Origin of the sequence: Phenylobacterium kunshanense, from assembly GCF_003254525.1 — a bacterium.
GTDB classification, from domain to species: Bacteria; Pseudomonadota; Alphaproteobacteria; order Caulobacterales; family Caulobacteraceae; genus Phenylobacterium; species Phenylobacterium kunshanense.
In genome coordinates, this window is record NZ_QFYS01000002.1 from 609,022 (window position 1) to 625,669 (window position 16,648).

At 70.1% G+C, this 16,648-nt stretch carries 14 protein-coding genes; 5 read left to right on the forward strand and 9 right to left on the reverse strand.

The window, feature by feature from the left end; all coding sequences use genetic code 11:
* Window positions 1–36 precede the first annotated feature (36 nt).
* Together DJ019_RS07345 and DJ019_RS07350 are read left to right on the forward strand one after the other, a co-directional pair.
* Window positions 37–2,700 (forward strand): response regulator, encoded by a 2,664-nt coding sequence (locus DJ019_RS07345; RefSeq protein ID WP_111275319.1) that lies wholly within the window; start codon window positions 37–39, stop codon window positions 2,698–2,700.
* Between the two features lie 70 nt (window positions 2,701–2,770).
* On the forward strand, window positions 2,771–4,303 hold the full coding sequence (locus tag DJ019_RS07350) for a tetratricopeptide repeat protein (protein WP_111275320.1): 1,533 nt from the start codon (window positions 2,771–2,773) through the stop codon (window positions 4,301–4,303).
* Window position 4,304: 1 nt separating this feature from the next.
* Here the strand turns inward: DJ019_RS07350 and DJ019_RS07355 are convergent, their stop codons facing one another.
* Window positions 4,305–5,294: a threonine ammonia-lyase gene (locus DJ019_RS07355; RefSeq protein WP_111275321.1), complete on the reverse strand. Its 990-nt coding sequence runs from the start codon at window positions 5,292–5,294 to the stop codon at window positions 4,305–4,307.
* A complete protein-coding gene (locus tag DJ019_RS07360; RefSeq protein ID WP_240606392.1) occupies window positions 5,291–5,752 on the reverse strand; it encodes a VOC family protein in 462 nt (153 codons plus the stop codon). The genes DJ019_RS07355 and DJ019_RS07360 overlap by 4 nt, the downstream gene beginning before the upstream one ends.
* Before the next feature lie 100 nt (window positions 5,753–5,852).
* Between DJ019_RS07360 and DJ019_RS07365 the strand changes: the two genes are divergently transcribed.
* Together DJ019_RS07365 and DJ019_RS07370 are read left to right on the forward strand one after the other, a co-directional pair.
* Entirely contained in the window at window positions 5,853–7,139 is a 1,287-nt protein-coding gene (locus tag DJ019_RS07365; protein WP_111275322.1) for an adenylosuccinate synthase, read from the forward strand.
* Window positions 7,140–7,277: 138 nt separating this feature from the next.
* Complete coding sequence (locus tag DJ019_RS07370) at window positions 7,278–8,096, forward strand: response regulator (RefSeq protein WP_240606393.1); 819 nt, start codon at window positions 7,278–7,280, stop codon at window positions 8,094–8,096.
* 8 nt (window positions 8,097–8,104) lie between these two features.
* Here the strand turns inward: DJ019_RS07370 and DJ019_RS07375 are convergent, their stop codons facing one another.
* From DJ019_RS07375 to DJ019_RS07400, 6 genes are all read right to left on the reverse strand, one after another.
* The gene (locus DJ019_RS07375; protein WP_111275323.1) at window positions 8,105–9,172 is read right to left on the reverse strand and encodes an alkaline phosphatase family protein; all 1,068 of its coding nucleotides are present in this window, start codon (window positions 9,170–9,172) and stop codon (window positions 8,105–8,107) included.
* A gap of 2 nt (window positions 9,173–9,174) precedes the next feature.
* Window positions 9,175–11,496: a TonB-dependent receptor gene (locus DJ019_RS07380; RefSeq protein ID WP_111275324.1), complete on the reverse strand. Its 2,322-nt coding sequence runs from the start codon at window positions 11,494–11,496 to the stop codon at window positions 9,175–9,177.
* Between the two features lie 128 nt (window positions 11,497–11,624).
* Entirely contained in the window at window positions 11,625–12,785 is a 1,161-nt protein-coding gene (locus DJ019_RS07385; protein WP_111275325.1) for a GNAT family N-acetyltransferase, read from the reverse strand.
* Window positions 12,782–13,546: a glycerophosphodiester phosphodiesterase gene (locus tag DJ019_RS07390; RefSeq protein WP_111275326.1), complete on the reverse strand. Its 765-nt coding sequence runs from the start codon at window positions 13,544–13,546 to the stop codon at window positions 12,782–12,784. The genes DJ019_RS07385 and DJ019_RS07390 overlap by 4 nt, the downstream gene beginning before the upstream one ends.
* The gene (locus DJ019_RS07395) at window positions 13,543–14,004 is read right to left on the reverse strand and encodes a RidA family protein (RefSeq protein ID WP_111275327.1); all 462 of its coding nucleotides are present in this window, start codon (window positions 14,002–14,004) and stop codon (window positions 13,543–13,545) included. Before DJ019_RS07395 ends, DJ019_RS07390 begins: the two co-directional genes overlap by 4 nt.
* A gap of 195 nt (window positions 14,005–14,199) precedes the next feature.
* Window positions 14,200–14,634, reverse strand: coding sequence for a phasin family protein (locus DJ019_RS07400; protein ID WP_111275328.1), 435 nt, complete (start codon window positions 14,632–14,634; stop codon window positions 14,200–14,202).
* A gap of 273 nt (window positions 14,635–14,907) precedes the next feature.
* On the opposite strand from DJ019_RS07400, the gene DJ019_RS07405 reads away from it, so the two are divergent.
* Window positions 14,908–16,215 carry a D-alanyl-D-alanine carboxypeptidase gene (locus DJ019_RS07405; protein WP_111275329.1) on the forward strand — a complete coding sequence of 436 codons (1,308 nt, stop codon included), beginning with the start codon at window positions 14,908–14,910 and terminating at the stop codon, window positions 16,213–16,215.
* 3 nt (window positions 16,216–16,218) lie between these two features.
* Here the strand turns inward: DJ019_RS07405 and DJ019_RS07410 are convergent, their stop codons facing one another.
* Window positions 16,219–16,644, reverse strand: a complete 426-nt coding sequence (locus DJ019_RS07410; protein WP_111275330.1) for a J domain-containing protein — start codon at window positions 16,642–16,644, stop codon at window positions 16,219–16,221.
* Window positions 16,645–16,648 lie beyond the last annotated feature (4 nt).

Sequence of the window (16,648 nt, forward strand, 5' to 3'; positions counted from 1 at the left end):
GTGCGTAATTAACGGGCGCCACTGCACAATGGCTGGATGTCTGGCGCCCCGCCCTCCGACGCAGGCCCTTCCGAAGGCGAGCCGACGCTCGCCTTCGTGGAGAGCGCCCAGCGCGCCTATCGGCTGACCCTCACGGGCCTCGCCACGCCCTGGCCGGTGGTTCTGTTCTTCAATCTGGTGACCGCCGGCGCCACGGCGCTGATCGGCACGCTGCAGATCGCGGCGGCCTGGCTCGTCGTCTCGCTGGCCTACGATCTGGTCTGCCTGTGGCTGTTCCGGCGCTGGATCGCCACCGTGGACCGGACGCCCGATGCGGTCGGTCTGCGTCGGCTGACGCTCACCAGCACGCTGCGGTCCGCCGGATGGATCGCCGCGCCGACGTTGGTCGCGCTCTATGATCCCACGCCGGCCGGCTACGCCTTCTTCGCCATCACCGTCGGCTCCCTCGCCTGCACCGCCGCCTCGACCGGCTGGAGCTCCCGGGGCGTGTGGTTCGGGATGGCGGCCCCGCCGATCCTCGCCGCGCTGCTTCTGGCCGCGTCCACCATGGACCCGCGGACAGGTCTCGGTCTCGGCCTCGCGGTGGCCGCGTTCCTCGTCACGGCGCTCCTGATCCGTCTGGCGACCCAGCGCCTGGTGAACGAGGCGGTGGCCGCGAACGCCCGCACCCAGTCGGTGATGCAGCAGCTCCAGGACGCCCTCGACCGATCCGAAGCGGCCGAGCGTGCGACGGCGCGTTCGGAGGAACGCTTGCGCCTCGCCATGACCATCGCCGACATGCACGTCTGGGAACTGGACTACGACCGGCGTGAGCTCATCAAGGTCGGCGCGGAGGACACCTTCTTCAGCGAGCCCAAGACCTTCGAGGAACTGGCGGGCGACATCTATGGCGCGGTCGACGAGCGCGACCGGGAGGCGGTGAAGGCGGCCTGGCGCGACCATTTCAAGTCCAGCGCGCCCTTCCAGCCTGAGTACCGCATCGCCCGGGCGGACGACCGCGAGGTCTGGGCGCGCCTCGCCATGGAGCTCATGACCCACCCTGACGGCAGCCCGATGCGGCTGGTGGGCGTGCTCCAGAACATCACCGGCCGCAAGCAGGTCGAGCAGCAGCTTCGGCAGGCCAAGGAGGAGGCCGAGGCCGCCAACCGCACCAAGAGCCAGTTCCTGGCCAACATGAGCCACGAGATCCGCACGCCGATGAACGGCGTGATCGGCATGAACGAGCTGCTGCTGCGCACGCCCCTGACTGCCGACCAGCGCAAGTTCGCCGAAGCGGTGCGCTCCTCGGCCGACGCCTTGCTGGACCTGATCAACGACATCCTCGACCTGTCGAAGCTGGAAGCGGGCAAGGTCGAGCTGGAAGAGATCGACTTCTCGCTGTCGGGTCTCGTCGAGGACGTCGCCGAGCTGCTGGCGCCCAAGGCCGCGGAGAAGGGGCTGGAGATCGCCTGCTACGTCGACGCCACCGCGCGCGCCGCGTTCGTCGGCGACCCGACCCGGCTCCGGCAGGTGCTGCTGAACCTGGCCTCCAACGCCGTGAAGTTCACCGAGGCCGGGCACGTGGTGATCGAGGTGCGTCCATCCCCGACCGGGTCGGAAGGACGCGTACGGCTGCGGGTGGAGGTGCAGGACACCGGCATAGGACTGACCGACGAGCAGAAGGGCCGGCTGTTCCGCAACTTCCAGCAGGCCGACGGTTCGACGACGCGCAAGTACGGCGGAACCGGCCTCGGACTTGCCATATCGCGCCAGCTCGTGGAGCTGATGGGCGGCCAGATCGGCGTCGCCGACCGGCCCGGCGGCGGCAGCGTCTTCTGGTTCGAGGTGGAGCTGGCCCCCGGGGAGGCGCCACAGCCTGCCCTGGCTGGGCCGCACAGCCTCAACGGGCTGCGGGTCCTGGTCGTCGACGACCTGGCGATCAACAGATCGATCTTCCGCGACCACCTCGAGCACGAGGGCGCGACGGTGACGGAAGCCGACAGCGGCGCCGAGTGCCTGCGGCGTCTCGTGGAGGCGGCGCGGGCGAACCTGCCGTTCGACCTCGTGCTCATGGACCACCAGATGCCCGGCATGGCGGGGGACGAAGTGGTGGCGCGGATCCGCAGCGGCGCCGAATGGACCCAGCCCCGCATCGTCATGGCCTCGTCGATCGGCGAGGCCGCGCGCGGTGTCGACTACGACGCCTACCTCGCAAAGCCGGTGCGGCACGCCGCCTTGCTCGCCTGCCTCGGCGCGGTGATGGGGCGCTCGGCCGCGTCGCCCGCGCCAGCGGCGGAGGCCGAGGCGCTCAGGATGACGGGGGAGGCCACCGGCGGCCGCGTCCTCCTCGCCGAGGACAACGAAATCAACATCCTGCTGGCCGGTGAAATCCTGCGGCAGGTGGGCCTCGCCTTCGAATGCGCCAGGAACGGGCGTGAGGCCGTCGACGCCGCGGCTGCGGAGGACTTCGACCTGATCCTCATGGATGTGCACATGCCGGAGATGGACGGTCTGGAGGCCGCCCGCCGGATCCGCGCGATGGTCGGGCCGCGCGGCCGCGTGCCGATCGTGGCGATGACCGCCAACGCCATGAAGAGCGACCGCGACGCCTGCCTGGAGGCGGGCATGGACGACTTCATCTCCAAGCCCTTCAAGCCCGCCGCGTTCGTCGCCGCGCTCGAGCGGGTGTTCGCGGCCGACGACGAACGCGCGACCGGCTGACGGAGCGGCGAGGCGGCGGGCCATCGAGCGCCGACTCGACTAGGCTGTACAAAACGCCAGAGATCGCAGGATGCCGCCGCCCACCGCCCCGAACGACCCTCGCGTCCGCGCGGCGAAGCTCGAGCGGGCTGGCGACCTGGAGGGCGCCCTCGAAGCCTACCAGGCGGCGCTGGCGCGGACGCCCGATGATCCCGACCTCCTGGCGAACGTCGCCGGCCTCGCCGCGCGCCTGGACATGCCCGAGGCGGCGGCCAAGCTCTGGGACCGCGTGGCCGGCATCGATCCCACGCGCCTGGACGCGGTGGACGGCCAGGCCGCAGCGCTACGCGAACTGGGCCGGTTCGACGAGGCGATCGAACGCCTTCGCGCGGCCCTGATGGCGCATCCCGAGGAGGGGCGCCTCTGGAACACCCTGGGCGTCACCCTGCTTCGGCAAGGCCAGCCTGAGACCGCGCTGCCCTTCTTCGACGAGGCGGCGCGGCTGGATCCGAAGTCCGCGACGGCGGTCTACAACCGCGGCAACGCCCGTTTCGATCTTGCCGACCTCCCGGCGGCCCGGGCGGATTTCGACCTCGCCCGCAAGCTGGCGCGCAAGCCCGCTGACGTCGCCACCATCGACTTCGCCTATGCGACCCTCCTCCTCGCCATGGGGGAGGTGGGCGCGGGCTGGGACGCCTATGAAGCCCGGTTCTCCCGAGACCTGCCCGGAGCGCCGGTGTTCGACATGCCCGGTCGGCGCTGGCGACCTTCGGACAAGCTGGAAGGCCAGCACGTCCTGGTGGTCGCGGAGCAGGGGGTGGGCGACGAGGCGATGTTCGCCAATGTCCTGCCCGATCTGGTCGAGGCGCTGGGCCCGCAGGGGCGGCTCCATCTGGCCGTCGAGCCGCGCCTCGTCGACCTGTTCGCGCGCAGTTTCCCGGAGGCGACGGTAAGCGCGCACGCCACCGACAGCGTCGGAGCCCGCCGCCGCCGCCGGGCTCCCGGCGCGCCGCGTTCGGTGCAGCTCTGGACGCCGATGGGCTCGCTCTGCCGGCGCTTCCGCCGCACGGCGGCGGACTATCCGCGAACCGTCGGCTACCTGAAGTCCGACCCGCGGCGGGTCGCGCACTGGCGGACCTGGATCGGCGCCGGCGCTCCGACCGTGGGCGTCACCTGGCGCAGCGGCAAGCTCCTGGGGGACCGACGGCGCCTCTATCCGCCGATGGAGGACTGGGCGCCGCTGCTGCGGACGCCCGGCGTACGGTTCGTGAACCTCCAATATGGCGAGTGCGCGGACGAGCTGGCCGCGTTCCGCAGCGCCACGGGCGCCGAGATCCTTGAGCCGCCGGGCCTCGACATCCGTGAACATCTCGACGACCTGACCGCGCTCTGTGGCGCGCTCGACCTCATCGTGGCGGCGGGCAACGCCACCAGCGCGCTCGCCGGTGCGACCGGCGCGCCGGTGGCCCTGCTGCGCGCGCCCGCGTCCTGGGCCGGGCTCGGGACGGGGGGCTATCCCTGGTACCCGCAGGTCCGCGTGCTGGCGCCGTCCGTTCCGGGCGACTGGGCCGAGCCCATGGCGCTGGCCGCGGCCTTGGCGGCGTCGCTGACCCGCGGCAGGTGATCTACAGCTCGCCGCGCAGGATCCGGCCGTACTGGTCCGGGTCGACGTTGCCCCCTGACAGGACGAGCCCGACGGTCCCCGCGCCCGGGATCTTGCCGGCCAGCAGGGCGGCGAGGCCCGCCGAGCCGCCCGGCTCCACCACCAGCTTCAGCACCCGGAAGGCGTAGCGCACCGCCTCGGCCACCTCGGCGTCGGTGACGACTGCGATGTCCGAGACGTGCCGCTGGACGATCGGGAAGGTCAGTTCGCCCGGGCAGGGCGTCTCCAGCGCGTCGCACAGGGTGCGATGCGTCGGCGTCATCGGGCGCCGCTCGCCGGCCCGCAGCGACTGCAGGGTGTCGTCGTAGCCCGCCGGCTCCACGCCGATCAGGGTGGTCGCCGGCGACAGCGCCTTCACCGCCGTGGCCACGCCGGCCAGCAGGCCGCCGCCGCTGCACGGCGTCATCACCACGTCGAGCGTGGCGTCCAGCGTCTGCGCCTGGCGGACCAGCTCAAGGCCCGCCGTGCCCTGGCCGGCGATGATGTGCGGGTCGTCGAAGGCCGGCACGATCACCGATCCGCGCTCCTCGGCGATCGCCGCGGCGATCTTCTCGCGGCTCTCGGTCAGCCGGTCGTAGAACTTCACCTCCGCGCCATAGCCGGCGGTGGCCTCGGCCTTCACCTTCGGCGCGTCGGCCGGCATGACGATCACGGCGGGGACGCCCAGCAGCTTCGCCGCCAGCGCCACGCCCTGGGCGTGGTTCCCGGAGGAGAACGCCACGACCCCACGGGCCTTTTCCTCGGCCGTGAGCTGAACCAGCCGGTTGAAGGCCCCGCGGAACTTGAACGCCCCGACGCGTTGCAGCGTCTCGGGCTTGATCAGTACGCGCCGGCCCAGGTGCTCGTTCAACGCCGGGCTCTCGATCAGCGGCGTCTCGACCGCCCAGCCTTTCAGACGGCCGGCGGCGGTCTCGATGTCGGCCAGCGAAATGGCGAGGTCCGCGCCGCTCATTTCTCGAACACCATCTCGTCGCGCGCGAAGGCCTTGAACTCCAGGGCGTTGCCGCTGGGGTCGAGGAAGAACATGGTCGCCTGCTCGCCGGGCAGGCCCTTGAAGCGGATCTGCGGCTCGATCACGAACTTCACCCCGGCGGCCTTGAGGCGCTCGGCCAGGGTCTCCCACTCGGGCAGGCTGAGGATCACGCCGAAGTGGCGCACCGGCACCTGCTCGCCGTCGACGGCGCTGGTGGACTTGTGGCCCACCTCGTCGGGCGCCAGGTGGGCGACGATCTGATGGCCGCGGAAGTCGAAGTCGATCCAGTGCTCGCTCGACCGTCCCTCGGGGCAGCCCAGCAGGCCGCCGTAGAAGGCGCGGGCCTCGGCGAGATCGCGAACCGGGAAGGCGAGGTGGAAGCGCGGGATGTCCATGGCCGGCTGATAGCTCGCAGCGGCCTTGAGGGCGAGAGCCACATGGTCTAAAGCGGCGCGCGAATTTGATCTCCGCTTCCCCGCCGAGCACCTGTCGAAGGGCCGGGAGGCGTATCCGGGCAGGTCGGGAGATCGTATCCAGATGGCCAATGTGACCGTGATCGGCGCCCAGTGGGGCGACGAGGGCAAGGGCAAGCTCGTCGATTGGCTGTCCAACCGCGCCGACGTGGTCGTGCGCTTCCAGGGCGGCCACAACGCGGGCCACACGCTGGTGGTCGGCGACCAGGTCTACAAGCTCAGCCTGCTGCCGTCCGGTGTCGTCCAGGGCAAGCTGTCGATCATCGGCAACGGCGTGGTGGTCGATCCCTGGCACCTCCTGAAGGAGATCGAGGGCATTCGCGCCCAGGGCGTCGAGATCGGCCCCGACCTGCTGGTGCTGGCCGACAACGCCTGCCTGATCCTGCCGATCCACCGCGATCTCGACCAGGCGCGGGAAGCGGCGGCGACGGCCAAGATCGGCACGACCGGCCGCGGGATCGGCCCCGCCTATGAGGACAAGGTCGGCCGCCGCGCGATCCGCGTCGCTGACCTGGCCGATCGCACGGCCCTGGAGATCAAGATCGACCGGCTGCTGGCGCACCACACGCCGCTGCGGCGCGGGCTCGGCCTGCCCGAATTCGACGCGGCCGGCCTGCTGGCCGAACTCGAGGCCCTGGCGCCGAAGATCCTGGCCTACGCCCAGCCGGCCTGGCTGAAGCTGGACGGCATCGTGAAGTCGGGCAAGCGGGTGCTCTTCGAAGGCGCACAGGGCGCCCTGCTGGACGTCGACCACGGCACCTATCCCTATGTGACCTCCTCCAACACCGTGGCCGGCCAGGCCGCAGCGGGCTCGGGCCTGGGGCCGAGGGGGCCGGGCTACGTGCTGGGGATCGTGAAGGCCTACACCACCCGCGTCGGCGAGGGCCCGTTCCCGACCGAGCTGTTCGACGAGGTGGGTCAGCACCTGGGCACGGTGGGCCGCGAGTTCGGCACCGTCACCGGCCGCTCGCGCCGCTGCGGCTGGTTCGACGCGGCGCTGGTGCGCCAGTCCGTGGCGCTGAACGGCATCGCGGGCATCGCCCTGACCAAGCTGGACGTGCTGGACGGCCTGCCGAAGCTCAAGATCTGCACCGGCTATCGGCTGAACGGCAAGGACATCGGCTACCTGCCCTCCGGCCTCAAGGCCCAGAGCCAGCTTGAGCCGGTCTATGAGGAAATGGACGGCTGGAGTGAGACGACCCAGGGCGCCCGGTCCTGGAAGGACCTGCCCGCCAATGCGGTGAAGTACGTCCGGCGCGTGGAGGAGCTGATCGGCGCGCCGGTGGCGCTGCTCTCCACCAGCCCGGAGCGCGACGACACGATCCTCATGCGCGACCCGTTCGTCGACTGAGGTCGACGGGGCCTGCTCAAAATGAGTTGGCGGCTCGGTCGGCCGCTGGTCGCCGCCTGAAGGTCGGCGAGTGTCATCAAGCCATCCTTTACGGGTTGGCGACTATGACGTCGGTGGTTCTGGGGGAGAGCTAAGCTCTTGTTCGACGCCGACAAACGGCAAATCCTGAAGATGGCGCCCAAGCTGAGGCGGGTGCTGATCGCCGACCCACAGCCGGCGAGCGCGCGGCTGTTCGCCGAGCTGATGCGCGACATCTCTCAGTCCCACGTCTGGACCGCCCAGACCACCGAGCGGGCGTTGAAGCTGGCCGAGACCGTCGATCCGCAGCTCATCGTCCTGGAACTCGGCGACGACCGCGTCGACGGCCTGGCCATCGCCAGGAAGATCCGCCGCTCGTCCTGGACCTGCCGGCAGGCGCCGATCATCACGATCACGGGCGCGGCCACCGCGGCCATGATCCTGGCCGCCCGGGACGCCGGCGTGCACGAATTCCTGCGCAAGCCCTACAGCATGAAGGACCTGCTTCGCCGCCTCGAGGCGGTGACGCTGAAGGAGCGGGACTGGGTCGAGGGCGTCAGCTACATCGGTCCCGACCGTCGGCGGTTCAACTCGGGCGAATACGCCGGCCCGCTCAAGCGCAAGACGGACGGGAACGAGACGCCCTTCCAGCAGAAGATCAACCAGGCGCTGAAGATCATCCGGGCCGCCGTGGCCGCCGCCGAGACCGACCCCAGCCAGGCGATGCGCGCCATGCTGACCCAGGCGACGACGCTGCAGTCCATGGCCACCGACTTCAAGATGACCCTGGCCGCGTCCGAGTTCTATCGGCACCTCACCCGGCACACCCAGTCGGGCGCCCCGCTGACGCGGGCCGAGGCCGAGAAGTGGGCCGCGCCGCTGCTGGCCTTCCTGCCGAAGGACGCCGACGGCGACCGCAAGTCCAGCGCCGCCGCCTGACGGCCGCCCTACCGGAAGATCTCCAGGGGCGCGCCGGCGGCGGGGTCGTAGGCCCGCCAGTCCACGCCTAGAGCCTTCAACGCCGTGGCTGCGATCTGATTGCTGCCGGCGCAACCGGCGACCTGCGCGCCGGGCGCGATGTCCGGACCGATGATCGCCGTCCAGGTCGCGTCGGACTCGGCAAAGATCGGCCTGCCATGGTGCTTCCAGGCGTCGGCCTTGCCCTTGCCGCGGCCGTGGTCGGTGGTGACGATCAGCGTCGTCCGTCCGGCGTAGTCCGGATCGCTCTGCAGGGTCCGCCACAGCTCGGCGATGAAGGCGTCGGTCCGCTGGGCGGCGCCCAGCGTCAGGTCGTAGCGGCCCTCGTGGGCGAAGTCGTCGGTCTCGCCATAGGCGATATAGAGCACCTTCGGCCGGGTGCGCTTCAGCGCCTCGAGCGCATAGGCGTGGGTCAGCATGTCGAGCCGGACCGTCGCCCAGATGCGGGGGGCGCCCTGCTGCATCCTGGCGATCGCCGCCTCGGCCGGGCTGGCTGTGGGCGCATCCTCCCAGCCCGCGTTCACGGGCACGCCGCTGCGCTCGGGGTTGATGATGTCGCGGAACGTTCGCCATGAGCCGACGGCCTGGACGCGACCGGCGAACTCCGGCCGGCGGTTCAGCCATTCCAGGACGGTGACGTTGCGGTTGGGCCCGTGTTCGTTCGAGGTGATCGCCGGGTCGGGCCGCCCCGTCAGGATCTCGTTGTAGCCGGGGTACGAGAACCACTTGTCGTTCGCCACGGCCATGCATGAGCCGTGATCGCGGTCGCCGATCAGCACGCCCTGGCGGCCGACCACGTCGGCCAGGAACGGCATCAGGGCGCGCCGCCGGTCGGCCGCCTCCACGAACGGCTTCACCAGCGCGGCCTCGTGGACGAAGGCCTTGTCGGCGGCCCGCTGCGGATCGGCGCCTCGGAAGACCTCGGTCCAGTCGAGGCCGTCCAGGGTGACCAGCACCAGCCGCCGCTCGGCGGCCCCGGCCGAAGCCGGGGCCAGGAGCGCGAGCAGCCAGGCGATGAGGATGATCGCGCCCCGCATGGTCAGAACTGCTTGCGGACGGTGACGAACGCCTGCCGCGGCGCGCCGGGCAGCAGCGTCTGGCTATCGCCGCGCAGCGGGAAGCCGTTGGAGTTGATCGTCGAGATGTAGTCCTTGTCGAACAGGTTGCTCACGTTGGCCTGCACCTCCAGGCCCTCCAGCCACGGCGAGCCCGAGAACCGGTAGCCGACGGTCAGGTCCGCGATGGTCTGCGAGGGCACGCTGCGATCGTTCTCGTAGGTGAAGTAGCGCTTGGTCATGTGCGAGACCGAGACCCGCCCGAAGAATCCGTCGCTGTCGTACGACAGCTCAGCCTTCAGGATGTGGCGCGGCGTGTCCACCGTGGTCTTGCCGGCGGTGCGGGCCACGACGGCGCCGTTCCCGTCGAAGGTGTCCTCATCGTACTCGCTGTCGTTGAAGGCGTAGGAGCCGAAGGCCGACCAGTTCTCGGCGAAGTTCCAGGTCCCCACGGCCTCGAAGCCCTTGGCCGTCACGCCGCCCACGTTGGACAGCGCCGACGGGTTGCCGACGATCCCCGAGCCCACCGGCACCGAGAACAGGCGGTCCTTGAACTTCACGTGGTAGGCCGCGAGCACGCCCTGGAAGTCGGCCGTGCGGAAGCGCCAGCCGGCCTCGAAGGTGTCGGAGATTTCGGGCTCCAGCGTGTTGCGGATCGCGTCGAACCCGGCCTTGTTGGACGAGAACGGGCCCGAGGTGCCCGAGCTCGGGAAGGCGCGCATGTTGCGCGCGTAGCCCACGAACAGTTCGCTGTCGTCGCTGAGGGCGTAGCGGGCGCCAGCCTGGGGCAGGAAACCTTCCTTGGCTTCGATCGTCCCGTTCTTCTCCAGCGACGCCGTGCGGGCGAAGACCGTCCGGCCCTCATTCTCCACCGACAGGGCGGCAAAGCCGAAGTTGACCGACAGCTGGTCCGTCACGGTCCAGGTGTCCTGCACCCAGGCCTTCAGGGTCGTCGTCTGGAAGTCGTACTCCCAGTCCGTGCGGAAGGCCCCGTCCTGCATCTGCAGGGCCGAGCGCTGCGGCGCGGCGCGGTTCAGGCCGTAGTAGCGGCGGGCCTGGTTGAAGTCGTTGTCCTCGTACCAGACGCCGGCGTTCACCGCGTGCGCGCCGAGGTTCAGCGTCGCGCCGGCGATCACGCCGTAGCGGCTGAGCTCGTACTCGGTGGTGCGGATCGAGATCGGCGCGTCGTTGCTGGTCGCGCCGGCGACGCCGTAGTTCGGCGACGGCACATAGGGCGTGAACCACAGGCCCTGGCCCTCGTCCTCATGGCCGTACAGCGTGGCCTTGAAGTCGACGATCTCGCCCATCGGCATGCGCAGGGTGATGGCCCCCAGCAGGTCGTCCCGCAGGCCGGCGGCGTCATAGTAGGCGTCGTCCACCGAGGCGAACGGGGCGGGGTAGGTCGTGCCCGCCGACGGGAAGCGCGGCGTCACGCCGGTCTCGCCGCGGTTGTTGGCGATCTCGGCGATCTGTACGGCCAGCGCCCAGTTGCCGGTCAGGTTGTCCCAGTTCGAGCCCAGTCGGTCGATCATCCCGAGCGACAGGTCCTGGTAGTCCTGCTCGCGGCGCTGGGACCAGTTCAGCCAGCCGGTCACCGAGCCCTCACCGATCGGCTGGACGACCTTGAAGTTCACCTGCTGGTGCTTCTGCTTGCCGTCGCCCTTCCACTTGTCGGCGCTGTTGCGCGAATAGCTGAGGTAGCCGCGCGCGCCCGTCGGCAGTTCGCCGCTCTCCACGCGCACGAAGCCGCGCCAGGTCTGGTCGCTGCCGACCGTGCCGGCCACAAAGGCGCCGAACCGCTCGGCGGGATCGCGGGAGACGTACTTCAGCGCGCCGCCGAGGTTGTTCGACGAGGCGATGTCCAGCGCGCCCGCGCCCTGGGCCAGCTCGACGCCGCCGACGTTCTCGCCGGCGATGGCGCGGCTGATGTGCAGGCCGTTGTGGTTGCCGTAGGTCATGTCGCCCAGCGGCACGTCATCCAGGGTGAAGCCGAGCTGGCCCTGGTTGAAGCTGCGGATCGAGATCCGCGCCGACCATTCATAGGCGCCGAAAGGGTCGGCGGCCTGGAAATTCACGTTCGGCAGCTTCTCCACCAGCTTCAGCGGGCTGGCGCCCGGCATTTCCAGCGAAAGCTCCTCGCCCGAAACGCTCTGGACCTGCCGCGTTTCGCCGCGACCCAGGATAACCACCTCGGCGACCGAGCTGTCAGCGGCGGCTTCGACGGCGGCCTCGGCGGCGAGCGCCAGGCCCGGCGTGGTGAAGGTGAGCGCGGCCAGGGCCGCACCCGTCAGCAGGCGGATCTTCATGTCTATTCCCCTCGTTCGCGCCGCGCGTTGGCGGCGTCGGATCGGGGGCCCGCGTAGCAGGGGTTTTTGACGGCCAAGGCGCAGCTTGGCTCAACTTTTGTGGCAGTCGTCACACGCGCGGGGACTGGCTACTCCTGCCGGAACGGCGTGTAGGCCTCCTCCAGCCACTCCATCTCCTGCTCAACGCCCTCCCGCTCCTGCTCCAGGAAGCGCTCGACCGGCCCGCGCAGCATGGGGTCGGCGATCCAGTGGGCGGAATAGACGGGGCGGGGCAGGTAGCCGCGGGCGATCTTGTGCTGGCCCTGGGCGCCCGCCTCCACGCGCGGCAGACCCTGCTCGATGGCCCACTCGATGGCCTGGTAGTAGCAGAGCTCGAAGTGCAGGAACGGGACGTCCTCCACGCAGCCCCAGTGGCGGCCATAGAGGCAGTCGCCGCCGATCAGGTTCAGCGCTCCGGCGATCCAGCGCCCCTCGCGCCGGGCCATCACCAGCAGCACCCGGTCGGCCATCCGCTCGCCCAGCATCGAGAAGAACGGTCGCGTCAGATAGGGCCGGCCCCACTTGCGCGAGCCGGTGTCCATGTAGAAGTGGAAGAAGGCGTCCCAGTGGTCCTCTGTGAGGTCAGCGCCGGTCAGCCGATGGATCTCGACCCCGGCCTGGGCGTCGCGCCGCTCCCGGCGGATCGTCTTTCGGCGGCCCGATGACAGGGCGGCCAGGAAGGCCTCGAAGTCCGCATAGCCGCGGTTCTCCCAATGGTACTGCTGCCCTTCGCGCAGCCCCAGGCCCTGCTCGCCCAGCCAGCGCCACTCGTCTCCGGTGACGAAGTTCAGGTTGAGGCCAGAGGCGTCGTAGCGCTCGCAGAGCGACAGACCGCCCCCGGTCAGGAGTCGCCGCGCCTCACCGGTGTCCACATCGGGCCGCGCCAGCATCCTCGGGCCCGTCGCGGGCACGAATGGGGCGGCCGACAGCAGCTTCGGATAGTACCGCCCGCCCGCGCGCTCGTAGGCGTCGGCCCAGGCGTGGTCGAAGATGTATTCCCCCTGGCTGTGGCTCTTCAGATAGAGCGGCATCACCGCACCCACGCGGCCGGCCTCGTCCTCCACCGCCAGGTGCTGCGGTCCCCAGCCGGTGCGCTCCACCGCGCAGCCCGCCTCCTCCAGCGCGTGCAGGAAGTCGTAGCGGATGAAGGGATTGCCTGCGTAGGCCGGGTTGTCGGCGCAGGCGTCCCAGGCCTCCCGGCCGATCTCGGCGATGCGGCGGGCCACGCGAACCGCCGGCTTCAGCGTCACGCCCGCTGGCCCCGGTCGGGGACGAACCCCTCGAAGATGAGGTTGTCGCAGCCGGCCTTCACGGCGTCCCACTGCTCCGGCTTGCGCACCGTCCAGGCCACCACAGGCATGCCCTGGGCCCGGAGTTCGGCGGCCCGGGCGTGCGGCAGGACGTCGAGACCCAGCGCCAGGAAGTGCGGGCGGGCGATCTCCACCTGTTCCAGCCTGCGATAGGCCTCGCGCTGCTCGGGCGCCATGTCAGTCGGCCGGTCCCAAGCCCAGCTGTCCAGGCCGCGCAGCACGCCCGGATAGCGGTCGGCGAACCAGGCGTGCGAATACGGATTGAAGCCGATGACGCAGAGCGGGCCGTTGTGGTCGGCGATCACCTCGTGCACCCGCTGTTCCAAGGGGCCGACGTCGCCGAAGGGGGTCTTCAGTTCTACGTGGACCATAGCGCGGTGGCCGATCACCGCCAGGGCTTCCAGCAGGGTCGGGATCTTCTCGTCCGTGCCGGCGAGGCGCAGCTCGGCCAACTCGGCGGCCGTGCGATCCCGCACCTTGCCGGTGGCGCCGGTCATCCGTGTCAGCTTGTCGTCGTGAAAGACGACCGCCTCGCCGTCGGCCGAAAGGTGGACGTCCAGTTCGATGCCGTAGCCGGCGGCGCAGGCGGCCTGGAAGGCGCCGAGCGAATTCTCCGGCGCGCCATCGGGACTCCACAGCCCCCGATGCGCGATCGGGGGATCGAAGAGAAGGTCCCAGGCCTCGCCGAAGCGGTTCCTCACCGGACCTGCACCACCGCGTCGACCTCCACCGCGAAATTCAGCGGCAGCCGATAGACGCCCACGGCCGAGCGGGCGTGCCGTCCCGCGTCGCCGAACGCCTCGACCATCAGGTCCGAGCAGCCGTTCACGACCTTGGGAATGTCGAAGAACTCCGGCCCGGCCTGGACGAAGCCGCCCAGCTTCACCACGCGGACCACGCGGCCGAGGTCGCCCTCGCAGGCGGCCTTCATCTGGGCGATGAGGTTGATCCCGCAGATGCGCGCGGCGCGGACGGCGGTGTCGAAATCCACGTCCTCGCCCACCACGCCCCGGACCCCGCCCGAGGCGTCCACCGAGACCTGGCCCGAGATGTGGACCAGCTCGCCCGCGCGGACGAAGGGGACGTAGTTCGCCACGGGGGCGTTCGGTTGCGGGAGCTCGATCCCGAGCGACTTGAGGCGGTCTTCGATCGTCGACATGGCGGCAGGTCTAGCGCCGCCGGGGCCAAAGCAAAAGGGGCCGCCCCTGTCGGAGCGGCCCCTGAACGCATACGCTACTCATTACGCTTGGCGCTCCCGTGGGGGAGACTGGAGCGCCGCTTCGTTCCGGGGGGACGGAACGAAAGAACCCGGGCCTTGCGGCCCGGGCTCCGACCTTCAGATACGCAGAAGGATTTAGCGGACGGCCTGGAACTTCTCGACGGTCGCGGTGACGCGCTCGTTGATCGGCTTCATCGATTCCTTCACCGACGCCGAGACGGTCTCGGACATCTTGGCGAATTCGGCCATGTAGGTTTCCAGAGCGGACTTGGCGAAGGTGGTCTGCAGCTCGACCACTTCCTGCACGCTCTTGGCGCCGGCGAGCGACTTGGCGGCGCTCACCTGGGTGTCGAAGAGGGCCTTGGAGAAGGCCATGGCCTGGGCGCCCAGGGCTTCAGCGCCCTTGGCGGAGGCCGTCGCCGAGGCGACCATGGCTTCCAGGTTCTTCTTGGAATGGACATTCATCTCGTTCATCGCGGCCAGGCTCTTCTCGACGCCTTCCTTGAAGGCGACGTTCGTGGCGGTGGTGAACTGCTCGACGGTGGACTTCGCGGCTTCGGTGGCGGCCATGGTGGGCTCCTGGGTCGGCGGGGCGGATCAAACGCGAGGGGCGCATGGCCCCGCGGCTACTGGAGCCCTTGTCTCATGTTGCAGTGCAGCAGTCAACGAAGTTTTTGTGCACTGCACAATGCACATTCGTGATGCAGGGCGCCTCCACGGCTGCGCTGCGTCAATTGCGCCCGTTCAACCCTTGTTTACCCTCCTGCAAGGGTAATCGGGGCATGGTACCCCTTTCCAGGCGGCGCAGTTGCCGCGCAACGCGTTGATTCGACGGACGGAAGCATGATCCAGCACGCCCGCCGCCTGTTCACTGTCCTCGGCCTGGCCGTGGCGACCGCCCTGGGCGGCGTCGCGACTCCGGCGATGGCTCAGGTCCCGTACTTCCAGCTCATTCCGCAGAACTCGTCGAAGTACGCGGCGATCGTGGTGGACGCGAAGACGGGCGAGGTTCTCTACGCCAAGCGCGCCGACGCGCCCCGCTATCCCGCCTCCGTCACCAAGGTCATGACGCTCTATCTGGCGTTCGAGGCGCTGGCGGCCGGCAAGATCGATCTCGACGATCCGGTGGTGTTCTCGCCCCGCGCGGCGGCCCAGCCCCCGACCAAGATCGGCGTCCGGGCCGGCGATTCGATCACGGTGCAGCAGGCCATGGAGGCCATGGTCACCCGCTCGGCCAACGACGCGTCCGTCGCCATGGCCGAGAAGCTGGCCGGCACCGAGCAGCGGTTCGCCGCGCTGATGACCCTGCGCGCCCAGGAACTGGGCATGACCAACACCAACTTCGCCAATCCGCACGGCCTGCCCGACAGCCGCAACATCTCCACGGCCCGGGACCTGGCGATCCTGTCGCGCGCGGTGATGCGCGACTACCCGCAGTATTATCGCCTGTTCTCGACCAAGAACTTCGCCTTCCGCGGTCAGAACATCCGCAACCACAATGGCCTGCTGTACCGCATGGACGGCGTGGACGGCCTCAAGACCGGCTTCACCAACGCCTCGGGCTTCAACCTGGCCGTCTCGGCCGTGCGCGACGGTCGCCGGCTGATCGCCGTGGTGATGGGCGGGCCGAATGTGGCCACCCGCGACAAGGTCGCCGAAGGCCTGCTGCTGACCGGGTTCGAGGTTCTGGACCGCCGGGCCCGTGGCGAACAGATCACCGTGGCTCAGAATTTCTTCGAGCCGCCGCAACTGGCCGAGGCGCCTCAGGCGTCCATGCAGCAGGGCGACACCGAGGCGGGCCTGTCGATCCGCCTGGCGTCCTCGCCGCCCCCCTCGCGGGCTTCCAGCATCCAGATCGTCGAGCCCAAGTCCGTGGCCAAGCTGAACGGCAAGGGCAAGGCCTCCGCGGGCGGTCGCTGGACCGTCCAGGTCGGCAGCTTCAACAGCCGCGCCGACGCCCGCGAACAGCTCGCGATCGTCGAGAAGCGTTTCGGCAAGCACTTCGACGACGCCAAGGCGGTCGCGGAGAAGGACGGCGGCAAGTACCGCTCGCGCTTCTCGGGCCTGAGCGAGCAGGAGGCGAAGGACGCCTGCCGCGCGCTGAAGGCCAAGAAGCAGCCGTGCATGGTCATGGCCCCGGGGCGGGGCTGACCGCTACTTCAGCAGGGTGTCCCGCGCGGCGTTGAGCTGCGCCGCGAGCCCCGCCGTGCCGCCCTTGTCGGGATGCACGGCCCGCATCAGGCGAGCGTAGGCGGCCTGGATGTCCTCCCGGGATGCGTTCGCGGCGACGCCAAGGATGCGCCGGGCTTCGTCCGCGCTCATGCTGCTCGAGGCCGGGGAGGCCGGCCGGGACTGCGCCGGGACCTTCCTGGCCGATGCGGCGAACCAGAGGCCGAGCACGACCAGCGCGACGACCGCGGCCCAGCTTCCCCTGACCCCCGCCCAGGCTGCGCCGGTGAACGCGGCCAGCGCCGCGGCGCCTGCCGCCACGCGCCAGCCCTGCCCCTTGAGCAGGGGGCCGCGCCTCAGGATCCAGAAGTAGAGCGCCAGGGCGGCCGCGCCCAGCGCGAGGTAAAGCATCCGG